Annotated in this window: 16 protein-coding genes; 10 read left to right on the top strand and 6 right to left on the bottom strand. The window is 64.4% G+C overall.

Features of this window, described 5'->3' with window-relative positions:
* The first annotated feature begins 374 nt into the window (after positions 1-374).
* On the top strand, positions 375-1,223 hold the full coding sequence (locus tag YU9_RS0135860; RefSeq protein WP_027577056.1) for a methyltransferase domain-containing protein: 849 nt from the start codon (positions 375-377) through the stop codon (positions 1,221-1,223).
* A 61-nt stretch (positions 1,224-1,284) separates the two neighbouring features.
* Here YU9_RS0135860 and YU9_RS0135855 read toward each other — a convergent pair whose 3' ends face one another.
* Positions 1,285-1,695, bottom strand: a complete 411-nt coding sequence (locus YU9_RS0135855) for a (deoxy)nucleoside triphosphate pyrophosphohydrolase (protein WP_027577055.1) — start codon at positions 1,693-1,695, stop codon at positions 1,285-1,287.
* A gap of 138 nt (positions 1,696-1,833) precedes the next feature.
* On the opposite strand from YU9_RS0135855, the gene YU9_RS0135850 reads away from it, so the two are divergent.
* The gene (locus YU9_RS0135850) at positions 1,834-3,159 is read left to right on the top strand and encodes a TadE/TadG family type IV pilus assembly protein (protein ID WP_027577054.1); all 1,326 of its coding nucleotides are present in this window, start codon (positions 1,834-1,836) and stop codon (positions 3,157-3,159) included.
* Positions 3,160-3,364: 205 nt separating this feature from the next.
* Here YU9_RS0135850 and argJ read toward each other — a convergent pair whose 3' ends face one another.
* The gene (argJ, locus tag YU9_RS0135845) at positions 3,365-4,606 is read right to left on the bottom strand and encodes a bifunctional glutamate N-acetyltransferase/amino-acid acetyltransferase ArgJ (protein ID WP_027577053.1); all 1,242 of its coding nucleotides are present in this window, start codon (positions 4,604-4,606) and stop codon (positions 3,365-3,367) included.
* Between the two features lie 100 nt (positions 4,607-4,706).
* Complete coding sequence (locus YU9_RS0135840; protein ID WP_027577052.1) at positions 4,707-5,627, bottom strand: peptidylprolyl isomerase; 921 nt, start codon at positions 5,625-5,627, stop codon at positions 4,707-4,709.
* A gap of 353 nt (positions 5,628-5,980) precedes the next feature.
* Here YU9_RS0135840 and secA point away from each other — a divergent pair, with 353 nt between their 5' ends.
* The gene (secA, locus tag YU9_RS0135835) at positions 5,981-8,821 is read left to right on the top strand and encodes a preprotein translocase subunit SecA (RefSeq protein ID WP_027577051.1); all 2,841 of its coding nucleotides are present in this window, start codon (positions 5,981-5,983) and stop codon (positions 8,819-8,821) included.
* Positions 8,822-9,041: 220 nt separating this feature from the next.
* Here the strand turns inward: secA and YU9_RS0135830 are convergent, their stop codons facing one another.
* Positions 9,042-9,485, bottom strand: coding sequence for a MarR family winged helix-turn-helix transcriptional regulator (locus YU9_RS0135830; RefSeq protein WP_027577050.1), 444 nt, complete (start codon positions 9,483-9,485; stop codon positions 9,042-9,044).
* A gap of 179 nt (positions 9,486-9,664) precedes the next feature.
* On the opposite strand from YU9_RS0135830, the gene YU9_RS0135825 reads away from it, so the two are divergent.
* The 7 genes from YU9_RS0135825 (at position 9,665) to YU9_RS0135795 (ending at position 17,354) form a co-directional block, all read left to right on the top strand.
* On the top strand, positions 9,665-10,849 hold the full coding sequence (locus tag YU9_RS0135825) for a substrate-binding domain-containing protein (RefSeq protein ID WP_027577049.1): 1,185 nt from the start codon (positions 9,665-9,667) through the stop codon (positions 10,847-10,849).
* Between the two features lie 165 nt (positions 10,850-11,014).
* Complete coding sequence (locus YU9_RS0135820; RefSeq protein WP_027577048.1) at positions 11,015-12,529, top strand: amidase; 1,515 nt, start codon at positions 11,015-11,017, stop codon at positions 12,527-12,529.
* A 35-nt stretch (positions 12,530-12,564) separates the two neighbouring features.
* The gene (locus tag YU9_RS0135815; protein WP_027577047.1) at positions 12,565-13,422 is read left to right on the top strand and encodes a branched-chain amino acid ABC transporter permease; all 858 of its coding nucleotides are present in this window, start codon (positions 12,565-12,567) and stop codon (positions 13,420-13,422) included.
* 4 nt (positions 13,423-13,426) lie between these two features.
* On the top strand, positions 13,427-14,644 hold the full coding sequence (locus YU9_RS0135810) for a substrate-binding protein (protein WP_027577046.1): 1,218 nt from the start codon (positions 13,427-13,429) through the stop codon (positions 14,642-14,644).
* Positions 14,645-14,853: 209 nt separating this feature from the next.
* Entirely contained in the window at positions 14,854-15,945 is a 1,092-nt protein-coding gene (locus YU9_RS0135805; protein WP_027577045.1) for a branched-chain amino acid ABC transporter permease, read from the top strand.
* Positions 15,932-16,666 (top strand): ABC transporter ATP-binding protein, encoded by a 735-nt coding sequence (locus YU9_RS0135800; RefSeq protein ID WP_027577044.1) that lies wholly within the window; start codon positions 15,932-15,934, stop codon positions 16,664-16,666. Before YU9_RS0135805 ends, YU9_RS0135800 begins: the two co-directional genes overlap by 14 nt.
* Positions 16,659-17,354 (top strand): ABC transporter ATP-binding protein, encoded by a 696-nt coding sequence (locus YU9_RS0135795; RefSeq protein WP_027577043.1) that lies wholly within the window; start codon positions 16,659-16,661, stop codon positions 17,352-17,354. Before YU9_RS0135800 ends, YU9_RS0135795 begins: the two co-directional genes overlap by 8 nt.
* A 233-nt stretch (positions 17,355-17,587) precedes the next feature.
* On the opposite strand, the gene YU9_RS0135790 is transcribed toward YU9_RS0135795, so the two are convergent.
* Positions 17,588-19,108, bottom strand: a complete 1,521-nt coding sequence (locus tag YU9_RS0135790; protein WP_051380635.1) for a murein L,D-transpeptidase family protein — start codon at positions 19,106-19,108, stop codon at positions 17,588-17,590.
* A 543-nt stretch (positions 19,109-19,651) separates the two neighbouring features.
* On the bottom strand, positions 19,652-20,614 hold the full coding sequence (locus YU9_RS0135785; protein ID WP_027577041.1) for an acetyl-CoA carboxylase carboxyltransferase subunit alpha: 963 nt from the start codon (positions 20,612-20,614) through the stop codon (positions 19,652-19,654).
* Between the last annotated feature and the right edge of the window lie 528 nt (positions 20,615-21,142).

The following is a 21,142-nucleotide window of genomic DNA, read 5'->3' as shown; positions in this document are numbered from 1 at the left end:
CCCACACATGTTGAACTTCGGCGTGAGGCTTCAGCCTCGCGCCGCAGGCCGAAGCTTGCTCGAGAACGGAAGATGGACCTGATCGATCGATCATAGACACGAGGCAAAACTCCGCGGGACCCTATGGTGCTCGACACCGCCTTCCTGTTTGGAACTCGTGCTGTGTACCCCATCTTGGCAGCGGTCATGTGCGACCGCATCAAAGACCGGACATATGGCCGCAATCGCTTCGATCACAACCAGCATTCCGCCTCTTGCCAGCAGGGGGCCGTCCACATATGGGTCCCGGCTCTGCGCAGCAGCGCAAGAGCGCTGCAGCGCGTCCGGGACACGAGAGCGTTGCCAGAACCGTGGAGATCGGCGTAACCAGCGGCATGGCCCAGAACCCACAAAACCCGCCCGCCTTGTTCGATCGAGCCTTGCTGCACGCACGGCAGCGGCGTGCGCAGGCGCAAGGTGCCGTGAGCTTCCTTCTTGATCGGGTCGCCGAGGATATGTCAGACCGGTTGGCCGCAGTGATGCGTGAGTTTCACGCGCCGGCTGATCTCTGGACGCCCGGCGAAGGGCTCAAAGTCCTACACGCGCGGCTTCCATCGATCGCGCGGATCGCGATTGATGCGGCCGGCGCGGAAAACCTGCCTTTCGCGCCTGAGAGCCTCGATCTTGTCGTCTCCGCGCTGGCGCTGCAATTCGTCAACGATCTGCCGGGCGTGCTTGCGCAGGTCCGCCGGGCGCTGAAGCCGGACGGCCTGCTGCTTGCTGCGATGATCGGCGGCGACAGCTTGACCGAGCTGAGGCAATCCTTTGCCGCGGCGGAAGCCGAATGCGAGGGCGGTGTGTCGCCGCGCGTTGCGCCGTTCGCTGACCTTCGCGACATCGGCGCGCTGCTGCAGCGGGCGGGCTTCGCGTTGCCGGTGACCGACGTCGACCGTGTCGTGGTGCGCTATGGCAGTGCGTTTGCGCTGATGCAGGATCTTCGCCGCATGGGCGCGGCCAACGTGCTGATCGAGCGGCGGCGCACGCCGAGCCGGCGCGCGACGCTGCTGCGGATGGCCGAAATCTACGCCGAGCGCTTTGCCGATGCCGACGGGCGCATCCGTGCGACGTTCGACATCATCTGGCTCTCCGGCTGGGCCCCGCATGCGAGCCAGCAGCAGCCGCTGAAGCCAGGGTCGGCGAAAGCGAGCCTGGCGGAGGCGGTGAAGAAGGCGGGAGAGAGATAGACCACTGGTGCCGTCATTCCGGGTTCGCTCGCGCGCCCCGGAATGACGATGCAAGCGCAATTCACATCAGCAAATCAATCAAATGCGGGATCAGCGGAATGTCCGCGGGCGGCATCGGATAGTCGCGCAGCTTGTTGGCGCGGACCCAGGCGAGGTTCTGGCCCTCGCGCGGCGTGACCAGGCCTTCCCAGCGCCGGCAGATGTAGAGCGGCATCAGGAGGTGAAAGGTCTCATAACCGTAGCTCGCGAAGGTCAACGGCGCCAGGCACGGCTCGGCGACGGTGATGCCGAGCTCCTCATGGAGCTCGCGTATCAGGCTCTGCTCCGGCCGCTCGCCCGGCTCTAGCTTGCCGCCGGGGAATTCCCACAGGCCCGCCAGCGCCTTGCCCTCGGGGCGCTGCGCGATCAGGACGCGCTTGTCGGCGTCGACCAGCGCGCAGGCCACCACCAGTGTCAGTTTGAGATCGGCCATGCGTGTCTGTCGCTCGCTGAAGATCGTCCGCAACGGTTTGTTAACCCTGTTGCGCCCCGTATTTCTGCGGTGCCCATAAGTCATATTTAATCGACGGTTCCTAGAGTGGGAACTCCTTAAACCACTCCAGGCCGACCCATGCGCGCTGCGCTTTCCATCATCCTCCGCCGGTTCGTCAATGACCGGCGCGGCAATATCGCAGTGATTTTCGCGCTCGCCTGCGTCCCCCTGATCACGGTTGTTGGTTGCGCGGTCGATTACTCCCGTGCGACGCAGATCCGTTCCAAGCTCCAGGCTGCGGCCGATGCGGCCAGCGTCGGCTCGATCGCCAAGGCTTCGCCCGGGTTTGCCGCCGCGGGCTCGATGACCTCGGACGGCACGATCCCGGCCGGCGTCTCCGACGCGCAGAACATCTTCAATGCCAACGTTGCGAACCTGACCGGCTACACGCTGAACGGCCTCACGCCCACGATGGTCAAGAGCGGCTCGACGGTGACCTCGACGGTCTCGTTCACCGCTAGCATCAACACCATGTTCCTCGGTGTGATCGGCAAAACCGCGCTGACGATGAGCGGGACGTCGAAGGCGACGGCTAGCATGCCGCTGTATATCGACTTCTATCTGCTGCTCGACAATTCGCCGTCGATGGGCGTCGGCGCGACGCCGACCGACGTGCAGACGATGGTCAACAACACGTCGGACAAGTGCGCGTTCGCCTGCCACGATCTCAAGAACACGAACAACTACTACGACCTTGCCAAGAAGCTCGGCGTGACGACGCGGATCGACGTGCTTCGGAGCGCAACCCAGTCTTTGATGGATACGGCGAGCGCAACCGAAACCTATTCGAACCAGTTCAGAATGGCGATCTATGATTTCGGCGGCTCCGCGAGCACACTCGGTCTGCGCAGTCTGTTCTCGTTGTCGGCCTCTCTCTCAAGCGCCAAGTCGGCGGCCGGCAACATCGACCTGATGTCGGTGAACGGGCAGAACGAGAATAACGACCAGGACACGGCATTCACCGCTATCTTTCCTGCGATCAACGGCGAGATCAGCTCCCCCGGAAGCGGCACGTCGTCCAGCCCGCTCAAATACCTGTTCTTCGTGTCCGACGGGGTCGCCGACGAGAACAACACCGCATGTCTGAAACCGCTCTCGGGCAGCACGCGTTGCCAGTCGCCGCTCAATGCGGCGCTCTGCAAGACGATGAAGGATCGGGGCGTCAAGATCGCCGTGCTGTACACGACCTATCTCGCACTGCCCACCAACGCCTGGTACATGAAATGGATCGATCCGTTCAACACCGGTCCCTATGGCCCGTCGCCGAACAGCCAGATCGCACAGAACATGCAGAACTGCGCTTCGCCAGGTCTGTATTTCGAGGTCAGCCCGACGCAGGGCATCGCGGACGCCATGAATGCGCTGTTCAAGAAGGCGGTCGCCGACGCGCGGATCTCGGGGTGATGCCAAATCTACCCCCGTCACCCTGAGGTGGCCGCTTCTCCAGCGGCCCTCGAAGGGCGACGGCCCGGCTCTTTCCACGCGGTGGCCGCGGTGGCCGTGCATCCTTCGAGGCGCGCCCCGCGGCGCATTTGCGCCGCGTGTCTCGCGCCTCCAGCGACAATGGCTTCGCCATTGCGCGGGGATGACGGGGAGGGAGTTGCAAAAGCTACGACCTGTAATCCCCGTTGATCGCGACATATTCCTTGGTGAGGTCGCAGGTCATGACGCGGTCGCGGCCCTTGCCGAGGCCGAGCGAGACCAGAATCGCGATCTCCGGCGCCTTCATCGCTTCCGAGACCTGGGCCTCGTCATAGGACGGATCGCGCGCGCCGTTCCTCGCGACGCGGATGCCGTTGAACGAGATCGAGAGCTTGTCGCGATCGGCCGGCTCGCCGGCCTTGCCGACGGCCATCACCACGCGGCCCCAATTGGCGTCCTCGCCGGCGATCGCGGTCTTCACCAGCGGCGAGTTGGCGATCGACATCGCGATCTTGCGCGCCGAGGCCTTGGTCTTGGCGCCCTCGACCGTGATCTCGACCAGCTTGCGCGCGCCTTCGCCGTCACGCGCCACCTGCTCGGCGAGGTTGGCGAGCACCTGGTTGAACGCCTTGACGAAGGCCATCAGCCTGGGATCGCCGGCGCGGCTGATCTTCGGTGCGCCATGCTCGGCGGCTGCGCCGGTCGCGAAAGCCAGCAACGTGTCGGAGGTCGAGGTGTCGCCGTCGATCGTCACGGCGTTAAAAGTGTCCTCGACGCCGCTCTTGAGCAGCGCCTGCAAGGCCGCGGGCGCGATCGGCGCGTCGGTGAAGATGAAGGACAGCATCGTCGCCATGTCGGGGGCGATCATGCCGGCGCCCTTGGCCATGCCGTTGATGGTGACCTTGGCCTTGCCGAGCTTGACGGTGGCGGTCGCGACCTTCGGGAAGGTGTCGGTGGTCATGATCGCCTTGGCCGCGGCGAGATAATCGCCGGGTTCGGCGGTTTCGGCGAGGCGGCCGAGCACGCCGTCGAACTTGGTCGCGTCCAGCGGCTCGCCGATGACACCGGTCGAAGCCAGGAAGATCTCGCTCTCGCTGCAGCCGACCGCCTTGGCGGCGATCTTCGCGGTCAGCGCGGTCGAAGCGCGGCCGGTCTTGCCGGTGAAGGCATTGGCATTGCCCGAATTGACGACGAGCGCGCGCGCCTTGCCGCCCTTCAGCCTGGCGCGACACCATTCCACGGGCGCCGAGGGGCACTTGGACTTGGTGAAGACGCCGGCGACCGCAGTGCCCTTGTCCATCACCGCCAGCAGCACGTCGGTGCGGTTCTTGTAGCGGATGCCGGCTTCGGCCGTCGCAAGACGGACGCCCGCGATCACGGGCATATCAGGGACGTTTTTGGGGGCGAGGGGGGAGACGGAGGAGGACATCGCGGGCGCCTTGGTAGGGTCTGGACATGCAGATGGCCGGGGGAGCCCCGGCCATTGCGACGTTAGATACTCTTGGCGTCCGCGAAGTGACAGCGAATTCTTACTTCTTCGCCGGCGGCGCCATCTTGCTGTCGGACGGCTTCGCATCGGACTTGACGTCCTTCGACGCATCCGCCGCCGGCTGGTCCAGCCGCTCGACCTTGGCTTCGGTGCGCAGCTTGGCGACGTACTCGGCCTGGGCCTTGCGGGTCACGTACTGCTCGATCTGGGCCTTGACCTGCTCGAAGTCCGGCGCCTTGCGGTTGCGCTTTTCCTCGACCTTGATGATGTGCCAGCCGAACTGCGACTTCACGGGATCGGAGATCTTGCCCGGCTCGAGCGCAAAAGCGACGGCCGAGAACTCCGGCACCATCTGCTCCTTGGTGAAGAAGCCGAGGTCGCCGCCATCGGCGGAGCCCGGGTCCTTGGACTTCTTTTTGGCGAGCTCGGCGAAATCGGCGCCCTTGTCGAGCTCGGTCTTCACCGCCTTGGCCTCGTCCTCGGTCTCGACCAGGATATGGCGGGCGCGCACCTCCTGCTCGCCGGTGATCTGCTTGGAGGCCTCTTCATAGACCTTCTTCATGGCGTCCGGCGTGGTGGCGGCCTTGCCCTCATTGGCGAGCAGGCTGTCCATCAGAAGCCGGTTGCGGGCGAATGCCAGGCGCTTCTTGAACTCCTCGCTGTCGGCGAGCTTCTTGTCTTCGGCAGCCTTGCTGACGATCTTCATGTCGATCAGGAACGACAGGACGTTCTCGTCCTTGGTCGCCGGGTCCATCTGGGCGAGGCTCGGCCCGAGTTCCTCCTCGGCCATGGTGACGTCGCTCTTCTTGATTTCCGCGCCATTGACCTTCGCCAGCACCGGATCATCGGCGGCCCGGAGCGGGCCCGCGAACGCCAGGGACAGCGCCAGAGCGAGGCTGCCAGCCAGGGCGGACGCATGGCGGAAGCGCTGGCCGGTGGTTACCGGGAACGAGGTGGTCATGGAAAATCCTTATGTTGAAGCAGGGGGCTGCTCGAGCGGGGCGGACACTCGCCCAATTCAGGGGGGCTTGGCAACGCGAAAAGTCTGTCAAAATGATGAATTAGCCGCAATGCGCCCGCCGTTGACAAGGTCCTGACTGGGCCATATCTCTGCCCGGTCGCGACCATGGCGATGGCGTTTATTTTGCTGCGTTTTTGGCCGTTGAACCCAGACTTGCCCAATTCCCACCCATATGGCGGATGACCCCCGCAGTCCGGGCTCTGACGCCGCGAGGCGTCACGGTGAGTTGATAGGCAGGCGGGTGACAACTTCTTGGCTGCAACGCGGTTAAATCGCGAACACAGGAACTAAGCATGATCGGCGCGCTCGCCCGCAAGTTTTTCGGCTCCGCCAATGACCGGCGGGTGAAGGGATATCAGTCCCGCGTCACCGCGATCAACGCGCTGGAGCCTGAGCTTTCAAAGCTCTCCGACGAGGCACTCAAGGCCCGCACCGCGGAATTCAGGCAGCAGCTTGCGAACGGCAAGACGCTCGACGACCTCCTCGTCCCCGCCTTCGCCACCGTGCGCGAGGCGGCCAAGCGCACGCTCGGCCAGCGCCATTTCGACGTCCAGCTGATCGGCGGCATGGTGCTGCACGAGGGCGACATCGCCGAGATGAAGACCGGCGAAGGCAAGACGCTGGTCGCGACGCTCGCAGTCTATCTCAACGCGCTCGCCGGCAAGGGCGTCCACGTCGTCACCGTCAACGACTACCTCGCCCGCCGCGACTCCGGCTGGATGGGCCAGATCTACGGCTTCCTCGGCATGACCACGGGCGTGATCGTGCACGGTCTCGACGATGCCGAGCGCAAGGCGGCCTATGCCTGCGACATCACCTACGGCACCAACAACGAATACGGATTTGATTATCTGCGCGACAACATGAAGTACCGGCTCGAGGACATGGTCCAGCGGCCGCACTTCTTCGCCATCGTCGACGAGGTCGACTCCATCCTGATCGACGAAGCGCGCACGCCGCTGATCATCTCCGGCCCGCTCGACGACCGCTCGGATTTCTACAACACCATCGACGGCTTCCTGCCCAAGCTCGACAAGACCGATTACGAGGTCGACGAGAAGCAGCGCACGGTGACGCTCACCGAAGCCGGCATGGAGAAGATCGAGACGCTGCTGCGCGATGCTGGCCAGCTCAAGGGTGAATCGCTCTACGACGTCGAGAACGTCTCCGTCGTGCACCACATCAACCAGGCGCTGCGCGCGCACACGCTGTTCACCCGCGACAAGGACTACATCGTTCGCGACAACGAGGTCGTCATCATCGACGAGTTCACCGGACGCATGATGCCGGGCCGCCGTTATTCGGAAGGCCTGCACCAGGCGCTGGAAGCCAAGGAGCACGTCCAGGTCCAGCCCGAGAACCAGACGCTGGCCTCGATCACCTTCCAGAACTACTTCCGCATGTACGAGAAGCTGGCGGGCATGACCGGCACGGCCGCGACCGAAGCGGACGAATTGTTCGACATCTACAAGCTCGAGGTCGTGGAGATTCCGACCAATCTGCCGGTCGCGCGTCTCGACGAGGACGACGAGGTCTATCGCACCCAGCAGGAGAAATACGCCGCCATCCTCGCCGAGATCGAGCGTGCCAATTCGCGGCTCCAGCCGGTGCTGGTCGGCACGGCGTCGATCGAGAAATCGGAAGTGCTTGCCGAATTCCTGAAGAAGAACGGCTACAAGCAGATCGATTTCGGCAAGGAAAGCGCGCTCGACAAGCTCTATGCCGCCGCCCGCGCGGGCAAGCCGGCGAAGCTGTTCGCGGTGCTGAACGCGCGCTTCCACGAGCAGGAAGCCTATATCGTCGCCGAAGCCGGCGTGCCCGGCGCGATCACGATCGCGACCAACATGGCCGGCCGCGGCACCGACATCAAGCTCGGCGGCTCGCTGGAGATGCGCATCCAGCAGGAGACCGCCGCAATCACCGACGAAGCGGAGAAGGCATCGAGGATCGAGCAGATCAAGACCGATATCGAGCACTTCCGCGACATCGTGCTGAAGGCCGAGGAGACCGTCGAGGTCGAGCCGGCGAAGGGGAATAAGCCCGCCAAGACCGTGAAGAAGCCCGGCGGCCTCTACATCATCGGCTCCGAGCGTCACGAATCCCGCCGCATCGACAACCAGCTGCGCGGCCGTTCCGGCCGTCAGGGCGATCCCGGCCGCTCGAAATTCTTCCTGTCGCTGGAAGACGATCTGATGCGCATCTTCGGCTCGGACCGTCTCGACAGCATGCTTCAGCGTCTCGGCCTGCAAGAGGGCGAGGCCATCATCCATCCCTGGATCAACAAGGCGCTGGAGAAGGCGCAGCAGAAGGTCGAGGCGCGCAACTTCGACATCCGCAAGAACCTCCTCAAGTTCGACAACGTCCAGAACGACCAGCGCAAGGTGATCTTCGATCAGCGCGTCGAGCTGATGAAGGACGAGAGCGTCGCCGAGACCGTCGCCGACATGCGCCACGCCTTCATCGACGACCTCGTCGCCAAGCACGTGCCCGAGCATGCCTATGCCGAGCAGTGGGACGTCGCCGGCCTGAAGGAAGAATTGAAGCGCGTGCTCGATCTCGACCTGCCGGTCGACGAATGGGCCAAGGAAGAAGGCATCGCCGACGAGGAGCTGCTGACGCGCATCGAGACCAAGGCCGACGAGCATATGGCGGCCAAGGTCGCGCAATGGGGTCCTGACGTGATGCGTTACGTCGAGAAGACCATCCTGTTGCAGACGCTCGACCATCTCTGGCGCGAGCACCTGATCATGCTCGACCATCTGCGCCAGGTCATCGGCCTGCGCGGCTACGGCCAGCGCGATCCTTTGCAGGAATACAAAACCGAGGCCTTCAACCTCTTCCAGGAGATGAGCGCGCATTTGCGCGAGGCCGTCACGGCGCAGCTGATGCGCGTCGAGATCGTCCCGCCGGAGCAGGAAGCCCCGATGCTGCCTGCAATGGAAGCGCACAAGTTCGACCCGAACACCGGCGAGGACGAGATGGCGCTCGCCAGCGTCACGCTGGCCCCGCAGCACACCGACGCCGCGCTGCGCGATCCGAAGAACCCGGCCAGCTGGGGCAAGGTCGGCCGCAACGAGGATTGCCCCTGCGGCTCCGGCAAGAAGTACAAGCACTGCCACGGGCGGTATGCTTAGCGGCTAGCTACGCGGGCGCGAGGCGCGATTCTCGCGCCTCATTCTCCACTGTCGTCGCCCGGCTCGACCGGGCGACCCAGTACGCCGCGGCTCCTCGGCTCAATCACAACCGTCTCTGGAATACTGGATCGCCAGATTAAATCGGGCGATGACAGTTGTGGGTGTGGCGCAAGGCGCGCGCCAGATCGGGCTGGTTGCGTCACGCGAGAGCGGCCCCGCCTCAATTCGAGCTATCGATCAAGCTCTCCAAGAGCCGCTTGAGCTCGCTCGTCGACTTGTCGCCGTAGCTCTCCAGGATGTGCTCCTCCTGGTCCACCGCGAGCGAGTTGAGCTTTTTGCACAGCACCTTGCCGCGGTCGGAGATGAACATCAGCACCTTGCGGCGGTCGCCCGGGTCCTGCACGCGATAGACCAGCGTGTCGGAGACCATGCGGTCGATCATCTTGGTCAGCGTCGGATGGTTGAGCAGCACGGCGTCCGCAAGCTCGCCCATCGAATGGCCTTCGCCATCCGACAGCACTTTCAGGATGCGCCATTGCTCGACCGGCACGCCTTCCTTGCTCAACCGCAGTTCGAGCTGCCGGTTGATCTCCCGGTTAGCTTGCGCGAGCAGGTAGGCGAGGTGTTCGGTGATCGGGGAGTTTTCTTTCGGCGGTTTTGCCACGGCTAAGACTTCGTCTTGACCCAATTGAGTGAATGTCTTGCAATCAATGCTGCATCTATATGCACTTCAATTGTTGAATATTCAATATTTTCAAAATAGGATCATTGCCCAACAAAAGGGCGGAAGCCGCGGCCGCCTGCTCAATGTGCTTTCAGGTCTGGTCCCAGACAGGAGTTGGCGTGCGCGCGACGGTAAACTTCCCGGCTCACGGCGGCCCGGCGTTGCCGCCGTCCCTGCTGTTCAGGAATTTGTCGTCATCGGCGGCGGATTTCGACCTGTCTCCGGTCGATGCGCATTTCATGAAGCGGCGCGGCGCGCGCAACAAGCTGCGCATCGGCAATTTTCTCACCTTCACCGGTTCGCCCGGGATCTGGGGCCCGACCTCCACCAACAGCGCGATGCTGGCGGTCGCCGAGATCAACAAGCGCGGCGGCATTCTGGGCCGCGAGCTCGAGCTGTCGATCTACGATTCCGGCGGGCCGATCGACGAGGTGGTGCGCCGCGCCGAGCAGGCGATCGCCTTCGACGAGGTCGATCTCATCATGGGCTCGCATATCAGCGCGGTCCGCGTCGCGCTGCGCAAGGTCACCGGCAACCGCATCCCCTATATCTACACCCCGGTCTATGAGGGCGGCGAGCGCACGCCGGGCGTGATGGCGATCGGCGAGACGCCGCGCTGGCAGAGCCGGCCGGCGATCCATTGGCTGGCGGAGGTCAAGAAGGCGGCGCGCTGGTACCTGATCGGCAGCGATTACGTCTGGCCCTGGCAGTCGCATCGCGCGGTGAAGCGCTACATCAAGGAAGCGGGCGGCCAGGTCGTCGGCGAGGAGTTCGTGCCGGTCGGCGAGGACAATCATGAGCCGCATCTGGCGCGCATCCGCGCCGCCAAGCCGGATGTGGTGCTCATTTCGCTGATCGGCACCGACAGCATCACCTTCAACCGCGCCTTCGCCGAAGCGGGCCTTGCCCCCTCGACGCTGCGGCTTGCCGGTGCGATGGACGAGACCGTGCTGCTCGGCATCGGCGCCGACAACACCGAGAATTTGTTCTGCGCCTCCGGCTATTTCAACGGCCTGGTCTCGCGCGCCAATGACGAGTTCCTCGGCGCCTATTATTCCATGTTCGGTGCCAACGCGCCGCCGGTCGGCTCCGTCGGTCAGTCGAACTATGAGGGGCTGCGCTTCCTGGAATCGGTCGCCAACCGCGCCGGCTCGCTGGCCTTTCGTCCGCTGCTGAAGGCCGCGCGCAACACCGTTTACTCGGCGGGCCGCGGTCCCGTGACGCTTCGCGATGGCCGCGCCGAGATGCCGATGTACCTCGCTGAAGCCGACGGTCTCGACTTCAGGATTATCAAGACGCTCTGAGAGACGGCTGCCGATACGCCGCAGCGATCTCGCGAAATAATACTTGAAAAGGAAAATATTTCCGTCTCTAGTAACGATGTGAAGCCGGTTGGCCCGCGCCGTGCAGGCGCGAGGAAGCGGCTTCCGTTCAACGCCAGGGATCAAGAAGCCTCAGAGGAGAGCGCCGTGACAGTTGTCCTTCCCACGCCCGCCCAACTTCGCGATGTCGCCGAGCAATGCGGCCTTTCGCTGTCCGACGACGACGTCGCCTCGTTCCGCGGCCTGATGCTGGGCTCGATCGAAGCCTACAATCTCGTCGCCGCGATGCCGGACGAGGTGCCGGAGGTGAAATATCCGCGCACGCCAGGCTACCGGCCCTCGGCCGAGGAGAACCCGCGCAATGCCTGGTATCGCAAGTCGACCGTGAAGGGCGCCGCCAGCGGCAAGCTGAAGGGCAAGACCGTTGCGCTGAAGGACAACATCATGCTGGCCGGCGTGCCCATGACCAACGGCTCGTCGACGCTGGAAGGCTATGTGCCTGATTTCGACGCCACCATCGTCACGCGTATGCTGGATGCCGGCGCCGAGATCAAGGGCAAGGTGCATTGCGAGCACTTCTGCCTGTCCGGCGGCAGCCACACCGGCTCCTACGGGCCGGTGCACAATCCACACAAGATGGGGTACTCGGCTGGCGGCTCGTCGTCGGGCTCCGGCGTTGTGGTCGCGCTCGGCGAGGTCGACATGGCGATCGGCGGCGACCAGGGCGGTTCGATCCGCATGCCGTCCTCGTTCTGTGGCATTTACGGCATGAAGCCGACCTGGGGCCTCGTGCCCTATACCGGGATCATGCCGATCGAGATTTATGTCGACCACACCGGCCCGATGACGGCGACGGTCGCCGACAATGCGCTGTTGCTTGAGGTGCTCGCCGGCGACGACGGCTACGATCCCAGGATCAAGGCGCCGAAGGTCGAGGAATACACCAAGGCACTCGGCCAGGGCGTCAAGGGCATGAAGATCGGCATCCTCAAGGAAGGTTTTGAGCAGCCGGTCGCAGAGGCTGCGGTGAATGAAAGCGTGCGCGAGGCCGCCAAGCGTTTCAAGGATCTCGGCGCAACCGTCGACACGGTATCGATCCCCATGCACCTCATCGGCCCCGCGATCTGGACCCCGATCGGCACCGAAGGCCTGACCCAGACCATGATGTTCGGCGACGGCTACGGCCTCAGCCGCGGCGATCTCTATTCGACCTCGCTGATGGATTTCCATCGCGGCTGGCGCGGGCAGGCCGACTCGCTGTCCGAGACCACGAAGCTGTTCATGATGCTCGGGACCTACATCAACAATAATTTCGGTCCACGCTTCTACGGCAAGGCGCTCAATATCTCGCGCCGGCTGACTGCGGCCTATGACAAGGCATTTGGGGAGTACGATCTGCTCTTGCTGCCGACGACGCCGATGAAGGCGACCAAGCTGCCGGAGCCCAATGCCAGCCGCGAGGAATACGTTGCCCGCGCGCTCGAGATGATCTCCAACACCGCGCCGTTCGACATCACTCATCATCCCGCGATGTCGCTGCCCTGCGGCATGGTCGACGGCCTGCCGGTTGGGCTGATGCTGGTCGGCCGCATGTTCGAGGAATCCACCATCTACCGCGCCGCGCATGCCTTCGAGCAGATCGGCGACTGGAAGAAGATGTGAGGAGGGATTGATGCGAGTCGACGGAAACGCCACGCATGGCTAACGCGTTCGTCGCGGCGTTCGAGATCCTGAGCTTCGGCGCGATCATCGTCCTGATCGTGCTGGGGCTCGGGATCATCGCCAGCATGATGGGCATCTTCAACTTCGCGCAGGGCGAGTTCGTCCTGCTCGGCGCCTACATCACCTATCTCGCTTATGCCAAGGGCCTGCCGATCTGGGCGGGCATGGTCGCAGCGCCCTTCGTGGTCGGCGCGCTCGGCTTCGTGCTCGAGGCGCTGATCATCCGAAGATTCTACGCCGCGCCCATCGTCGCCATGCTCGGCACCTATGCGCTCGGCCTGATCATCCGCGAATCCGTGCGCGGCCTGATCGGCGGCTTCTATCTCACCGTGCCCGAGCCGATCGGCGGCTCGATCGACATCGGGGCCATGCACATCTCGGCCTGGCGCTTCACCATCATCGTCATCACGCTGCTGGTGATGGGCGGCTGCTACCTGCTGCTCTCGCGCACGAGCTTCGGCCTCCGCGTCCGCGCCACGCTGGAGAACCCGTCGCTGGCGCGCGCATCGGGCATCTCGACGCCGCTGATCTACGGCGCCACCTTTGCCTTCGGTGCGGCGCTGGCCGGTCTTGCCGGTGCGCTGATCGTGCCGGTGTTCAGCCTGTTTGCCGATCTCGGCCTGCGCTTCCTGATCCAGGGCTTTGTCGCGGTCATGGTCGGCGGCGTCGGCTCCTTCATCGGCCCGGTCGCCGGCGCCGGCGTCATCGGCACGCTCAGTGCCGCGCTGCCATGGGTGATGGCGCCCGTCGTCGCCGACGTCCTCGTCTTCGTGCTCGCCATTGTCTTCATCAAATTCCGCCCGCAGGGCCTCATCGCTGGAAAAGGGGTTTAATCACATGCTCGATCGTCCTCAGCTTTCACGCCGCCGTTTCCTCTCCAATTTCGCTTTTGCGTCAGGCGCGGTCGCTACCGGCGTCGGCAGCTGGGTGATCCCGGCGCCCTGGGCCAATGCGGCCGAGGCCCCGATCAAGGTCGGCATCGCCACCGATCTCACCGGTCCGATCGCCTATGCCGGCAACGCCGACGCCAACGTCGCCAAGATGGTGATCAAGGAGATCAACGCGGCCGGCGGCCTGCTCGGCCGTCCGCTCGAGCTCTACATCGAGGATACCGCATCCAACGAATCCGTCGCGGTCGGCAACGTGCGAAAACTGATCCAGCGCGACAAGGTCGACATGGTGCTCGGCGGCATCACCTCCTCGATGCGCAACGCGATCAAGGACCCGATCGTGGCGCGCGGCAAGACGCTCTACATCTATCCGCAGCTCTATGAGGGCAAGGAGTGCACGCCCTATCTGTTCTGCACCGGGCCGACGCCGGCGCAGCAATGCGATGAGTTCATCCCCTGGCTGATCAAGAACGGCGGCAAGAAGTTCGCGCTGCCCAGCGCCAACTACGTCTGGCCGCACACGCTCAACGTCTATGCCCGCAAGGTGATCGAGCAGAACGGCGGCGAGGTCGTGTTCGAGGAATACTACCCGCTCGACCAGGTCGACTTCTCCGCGACCGTCAACCGCATCATCTCCAACAAGGTCGACGTCGTCTTCAACACCGTCATTCCGCCCGGCGTCGGTCCGTTCTTCAAGCAGCTCTATGAAGCAGGCTTCCTCAAGAACGGCGGGCGGCTCGCCTGCGTCTACTATGACGAGAACACGCTCAACATCAATCAGGCCGCCGAGATCGAGGGCCTCGCCAGCTGCCTCGATTATTTCAAGGTGCTGACCAAGGAGAACCCGTTCGACGCCAAGATCCAGGCGGCCTACGAGAAGGACTTTCCGGGCAACTTCCTGTTCGCCGCCGGCAGCGCGGCCACCGGCACCTATCGCGGCCTGAAGCTGTGGGAGGCCGCGGTGAAGGAAGCCGGCAAGATCGACCGCGAGCAGGTTGCGGCCGCGCTCGACCACGCCAAGATTGCCGAAGGTCCGGGCGGACCTGCCGAGATGGTGCCGGGCAAGCGGCACTGCAAGATGAAGATGTACACCGCGGTCGCCAAGGGCGGGAATTACGAGATCGTCGCCCGCAGCAACGGCCTCGTCGATCCCAAGGAATGCTGAGGCCGGATGCCGCTTCTCCCGGACCAGTGCGCGCCTGAGCGCTCTCTCTTCACCTCTCCCGTAGGGAGAGGTCGGATCGCATCGCAAGATGCGATCCGGGTGAGGTTGCAGTCTCGCCGCATGCCGCGGCCCCTCACCCGGATTGCACCTCTCCCCGTTGGGGAGAGGTGAACCGCGGAGCGCGCCGACTTCACCATGTCTAACTCGGAATGCTGAAATCAATGGGTGCAGCCAAGCAAGCCGTCCAGGTCGACGTCGGGGATGAGACAGACGTTCCGGTGATCGAACACGCGCCGTCAGAACGAGAGACGACGCGAAAAATCCTGCCGATCGTCGAGGGCGTCGTGCTCCTCGCGGCGCTGCTCGCGCCGCTGGTGCTGCAGGACTATCTCACGGTGTTCGCGACGCGCGTGATCATCCTGGCGCTGTTCGCGCTGTCGTTCGATCTGGTCTGGGGCTATGCCGGCATCATGAGCTTCGGCCAGGCCCTGTTCTTCGGCTCGGCCGGCTATGGCGTCGCGCTGCTCGCGCGCGATCTCGACATCACCAACATCTTCCTGGTGTTGCCCGCAGGCACGCTGATCGGCCTCACTTTCGCGCTGCTGCTCGGCGGCTTCCTGCTGCTCGGGCGACACCCCTCCAGCGTGATCTTCGTCTCGCTGGGCACGCTGACCGGCTCCTACGCCGCCGATCGCCTGGCGCGCGGCTGGTACTATCTCGGCGGCCAGAACGGCATTCCCTCGATCGCACCGATGTCGCTCGGTGGCTATGACTTCACGGAAGGGCCGGCGTTCTATTATCTCGTGCTCGGCATCCTCGTCGTGGTCTACCTGCTCTGCCGCTTCCTGGTGCGCTCGCAGTTCGGCCTGGCGCTCGCGGGCCTCCGCGAGAACGAGCAGCGCATCGCCTTTTTCGGCTACAAGGCGCAGCACCTGAAAGCGATCATCTTCACCGTCGGCGGCGCCATCGCAGGCCTTGCCGGCAGCCTCTACGCGTTCCACGAGGGGTTCGTCTGGCCCAACATGGTCGGCGTCGTGGTCTCGACGCAGGTCGTGCTCTACGTGCTGTTCGGCGGCTCCGGCACGCTGATCGGCGCCGTCATCGGCACCGTGATCGTCGAGGGCGTCAGCTTCTGGCTCTCGGACAATTATCGCGATATCTGGCCGATCATTCTGGGTTTGCTCTTGCTGCTCGTGATCCTGTTCCGGCCGCTCGGCCTGATCAGCTTCGTGCTGGGCGAGCGCGAACGCGTCGGCAGCTTCGGCGCCAAGATCAAGGAGAAGCGCAATGCCGCTCCTTGAAGCCGCCGGCATCAAAAAGGTCTTCGGCAAGCTCACCGCGCTCGACGGTGCGGCGCTCACAGTTGGTGAGAACGAGTTTCACGGCCTGATCGGCCCGAACGGCTCGGGCAAGAGCACCTTGATGAAGTGCATCGCGGGCGCCGAGGTGCCGACGCAGGGAAAAGTCTCCTTCATCAACACGGACATCACTGCGTTCACGCCGACCGAGCGGGCGCGCGCCGGCATGAGCCTGAAATTCCAGATCACGTCCGTGCTGCCGACGCTGACGCTCTACGACAACATCCTGCTCGCGTTGCAGGCGCAGTGCTCGCTGTTCGACCTCGTGCTCTCGCGTACGCGCAGCACTTTGCACGATCAGGTCATGTCCATGCTGACGCAGTTCCGCCTCGCGAATCGAGCCTTCGATGCGGCCGCAGCGTTGTCGCACGGCCAGCAGCAATGGCTGGAGATCGCGATGGCGCTCGCCGGCAAGCCGAAGCTGTTGCTGCTGGACGAGCCCACTGGCGGCATGAGCCTGGAGGAGCGCCGCGTCACCGGCGAGCTGCTGCAGCCGATCAAAAAACATTGCTCGCTCGTCATCGTCGAGCACGACCTCGATTTCATCCGCGACATCTGCGACCGCCTCACCGTGCTCGACCAGGGCAAGGTGCTGGCTTCGGGCACGGTGTCGGAGATCCAGGCCAACACATCCGTCCAGGAGATCTATCTGCGCCGTGCCTGAATTTTTGGACATCAAGCATCTCGACGCCGGCTATGGCCGCAGCCAGGTCCTGTTCGACGTCACAATCGGCATCCCCTGGCGCGGCGGCGTCGCCGTGCTCGGCCGCAACGGCGCCGGCAAGACCACGCTGATGAAGACCATCGTCGGCGAGCTGCCGGCGTGGAAAGGCGAAGTCGCCTTCGACGGCCGCGACATCAGCCGCCGCGCCACCCAGGAGCGCGTCCGCGCCGGCATCGGCTACGTGCCGCAGGAGCATTCGGTGTTCGCGCGCCTGTCGGTGCGCGACAATCTCGCGGTCGGCTCGCTCGCAAGCAAGGATGCTTCCGCGGTCGACCGCGTGCTGACCATCTTCCCAAAGCTCGGCCAGCGCCTCGACCAGCCCGCCGGCACCCTCTCCGGCGGCGAGCGCAAGATGCTCGCCATCGGTCGCGCCATGCTGGGCGATCCGAAGCTCTTGTTGCTGGACGAACCGACCGAAGGGGTCTGGATCGGCGTCATCGAGGAGATCACCGAACGTCTGATCGAGCTCGCGAAGACAATCGCGGTCATCATCGTCGAGCAGCACCTCGACTTGGCGCTCCGCGTCGCCGACTACGCCTATGTGCTCGACCGCGGCCGGGTCGCGTTGCAAGGCGAGGCGGGGCAGGTGAGGAGCAATCCGGAGCTGATGCGGTATCTGGCGCCGTAGGGATGCGGCCGAGCCGCTGTCTTCAAGCCTATCGCAGAGTGCGCATCCAACCAGTCCCGTCATCCTGAGGCGCGAGTGGCGCGATGCGCAGCATCGTGCCGCGAGCCTCGAAGGATGAACGGCCGAGCTGCCAGCCGGGCCGTCGCCCCTCGAGGGCCGCTGAAGAAGCGGCCACCTCAGGGTGACGGGGAGACATCTTCGATCGTGAAAGACCGAAGCGCGGCGCGCCGCCCCTACTTCACCGCCCCAAAGCGGCTCTCGAACGAGTTCGACGACACCACCGGCGCGGCGCCGGCCATCATCGGGGTACTGTCACCCGCGCCGTCCGAGACCGACGGCTTCAGCGCCGGCCGGGTCTGGGCAAGCCGCGTGTCGGGCTGCGGCTTCGGCGACTCTGCCGGCTTGGCGGCGGCGACAGCCGGCTTTGGCGCGTCCTTCGCCGCATCTTTAGACTTGTCATGCCCCGGCACGAAGCGGGTCACTGCGGCCTTCAGCCTGGATGCTGCGGTCGGCGGCGTCGTGGACGTCTGGGTCGGCGTCACGGACGCAGTGGCCTGCGGCGCAGGCGTGGTCGTCGCCGTGGTGTCGGCGGTGCCGAGGCCCATCTTGCGGCCGAGATTCGAGAAGAACCCGCCGGATTTTTCGGCTGGAGCTGCTGCCGCGACGCGCGTGTTGGCGGCGGGCGCGTTCACCGCGACGACCGGCTCTTCCTGCGGCGCGGGCGCGGACGCGACCGCATCGAGGTTCGGCTTGGGCGGATTGACGTGGCCGGGGATCGTGCCCGGCGCCTTCGCCATCGCCAGCATCTGCAGCGTGGTGCCTTCGGCGCTCTCGGAGAGGCCGGTCGAGCCTTCCGGAATCTTGGCGGCGAAGATCTTGTTCATGCCGCCGTCGATGCCGGTGTTCATGCGCGCCACCGGCGTGCCCTTGGCAACCAGCCTGGCGTACTCGGCTTCGTCCTTCGCGTGCTTCTCGCGCACGGCGCTGGCGATGTCCTCGGGGATCACATAGGCCGGGCATTTCGCCGAGGCGTCGAATACGGGATCGCGTTTGGCGTCGGCCGGCTTCGCGGCGTCGAAGACGTACTTCTTCTCACAGAAGTCGACCTTCGGCTCCTGCCGCGTCACCTCGAAATGATCATAGCCTTCCTTGATCATCTTCCAGAACGGCATGTTCGGATTGTTCCGGTGCTTGGCCATGTTCACCGGTGTCATCTTGAACGGATAGGCCTGCAGCTGGAACGCCTTCTGGCCGCCAAAGAAGGATTCGCGCCCGAGCGAATAGATCTCCGCGATCTGCTCATCCGTCATGGCGTAACAGCCGCGCGACGAGCAATCGCCGTGCACCATCAGCTGCGAGCCGGTGCGGCCAAGCGCCTTGTCGAACGCGTTCGGGTAGCCCGTGTTGAAGGAGAGGTAGTAGGCCGATTGCGGATTCATCTGGCTCGGATTGATCGAGTAGAATCCCTCCGGCGCCTGACGGTCGCCCTCGCGCACCTTGGGACCGAGATCGCCCGACCAGCGGCAGATCGGATAGGTCTTGAGCAGCGCGAACTGGCCCGAGCGGGTCTGCTTCCAGACCTCGAGCTCGGCCTCCTGCTTGAACAGGCGGACCAGGATCGGCGATTGCAGATCCATATCCTTCTCGGCCATCGCCGCGATCAGCTTCGGCGGCACCGGCTGATTGGCCTTGGCGTTGGTCGCGAGCGAGACCTGGTCGGTGTCGCAGCCGGTCAGCAGAACGCCGGCCGTCATCAGCGCAACCGAAGCCAAGAGCGCGCGAGCAAGCGAACGAGAAATCAAGATGGACCCCACACCGTGCCGGGCAATGCGCGCGAACCCCAATTCTTTTGAAGCATGATCCGACCGGGTACCCGGAGCCCGTCGCAACGGGCCTTTTTCAGACCACGCTCCAGCGCTTATGCCCTGAAGCCATTGATTAAAATTCTAACCTCTGGGTCATGTGGTCGCAACCCGAGCGGGGATCACGAGGGCGTTGGCCCAGCGGCATGGTCAACAGAGACTAAATGGACGCGACTTGGGACTTAACTTGGGCCTTTTGGGCCCATCGGGACTGAGATCGCCGATTTGGGCAAAAAAAGGGTTAATGCGGGGTTACTGGGGTGGGCCGCGCCCCGGGCGGTCTCGTGCCCCGGACGCAGCGCAGCGCCCCTTCGCGGTGCGCTGCTGAGCCGGGGCCTAGGCTGGGCGGCGCGCTCTGGGGGCTCCTGGGTCCCAGCTCTGCGCCGCAGCGCAAGGGCGCTGCAGCGCGTCCGGGACAACGAAAACCGAGGCGAATCAGCCCAGTTTCCGGCCGATATCGAGGAATTTCTGCCGCCGCTGCTTGCGGATCGCATCGTCGTCCAGGCCGCGGAGCTCGTCAAAGGCCTTCGCGATGGCGTCCCCGGTGGTGGCGATCATGGCGGCGGGGTCGCGATGGGCGCCGCCGACCGGCTCCTTCAGGATCTGGTCGATCACGCCGAAGCGGAGCATGTCCTGGGCGGTGATCTTCATGTTGTTGGCCGCTTCCTGCGCCTTGGTGCCGTCGCGCCAGAGGATGGAGGAGGCCGCCTCCGGCGAGATCACGCTGTAAATCGCGTGCTCCAGCATCAACACCTTGTTGGCGGTGGTGATGGCGATGGCGCCGCCCGACATGCCCTCGCCGGTGACGATGGCGACGTTCGGCACGGTCAGCGCCAGGCACGCATCGGTCGAGCGCGCGATCGCCTCGGCTTGGCCGCGCTCCTCGGCGCCGATGCCGGGATAGGCGCCGGCGGAATCGGCGAGCGACAGCACCGGCAGGCCGAAGCGCTCGGCCATCTCCATCAGCCGCACGCATTTGCGATAGCCCTCCGGCCGCGCCATGCCGAAATTGTGCCGGATCCGGCTCTCGGTGGAATCGCCCTTTTCCTGGCCCATCACGCAGATCGGCTCGCCGCGGAAGCGGCCGAAGCCGGCGACCAGCGCCTCGTCCTCGCCGAACTTGCGGTCGCCGGCGAGCGGGGTGAATTCGGTGATCAGGCCCTTGATGAAGTCGTTGAAATGCGGCCGCTGCGGATGCCGCGCCACCAGCGTCTTCTGCCACGGCGTCAGGTTCGTATAGAGGTCGGCCAGCGCCTGGGCCGCCTTGTCCTCGATCCGCCCGATCTCGTCGCTGATGTCGGTGCCGGTGGCGGCGAGCGCACGCAATTCGTCGACCTTGGAATCGAGCTCGGCGACGGGCTTTTCGAAGTCGAGATAGCTGCGCATCTGGTCTTGCATCAACTCAATATAGGGGGACGGGGCTTTAGAAGCGAAGCGAGTTGGGGTGGCGGAAAGAAGTGTAGCGTCTTCAATGGTTTGGCTTGTGCGCTCGTGGCAGCCGGCCAAATCATGCCTAAGGCCCCGGCTCTTTCTGCGGAGATGTGGCCGAAGTCAAGGCGGTTTCGGCGACCGCTGTCGTCCCGGCCCGGTTCTCGTGTCCCGGACGCGCTGCAGCGCTCTTGCGCTGCTGCGCAGAGCCGGGACCCATATGTGGACGGCCCCCTGCTGGCAAGAGGCGGAATGCTGGTTGTGATCGAAGCGATTGCGGCCATATGTCCGGTCTTTGATGCGGTCGCACATGACCGCTGCCAAGATGGGGTACACAGCACGAGTTCCAAACAGGAAGGCGGTGTCGAGCACCATAGGGTCCCGCGGAGTTTTGCCTCGTGTCTATGATCGATCGATCAGGTCCATCTTCCGTTCTCGAGCAAGCTTCGGCCTGCGGCGCGAGGCTGAAGCCTCACGCCGAAGTTCAACATGTGTGGG

The sequence above is a fragment of the Bradyrhizobium sp. WSM1743 genome (genome assembly GCF_000473065.1).
Taxonomy (GTDB): Bacteria; Pseudomonadota; Alphaproteobacteria; order Rhizobiales; family Xanthobacteraceae; genus Bradyrhizobium.
The sequence above is the reverse complement of the archived record's forward strand: the minus strand, read 5'-3'. Positions and strand labels throughout refer to the sequence as shown.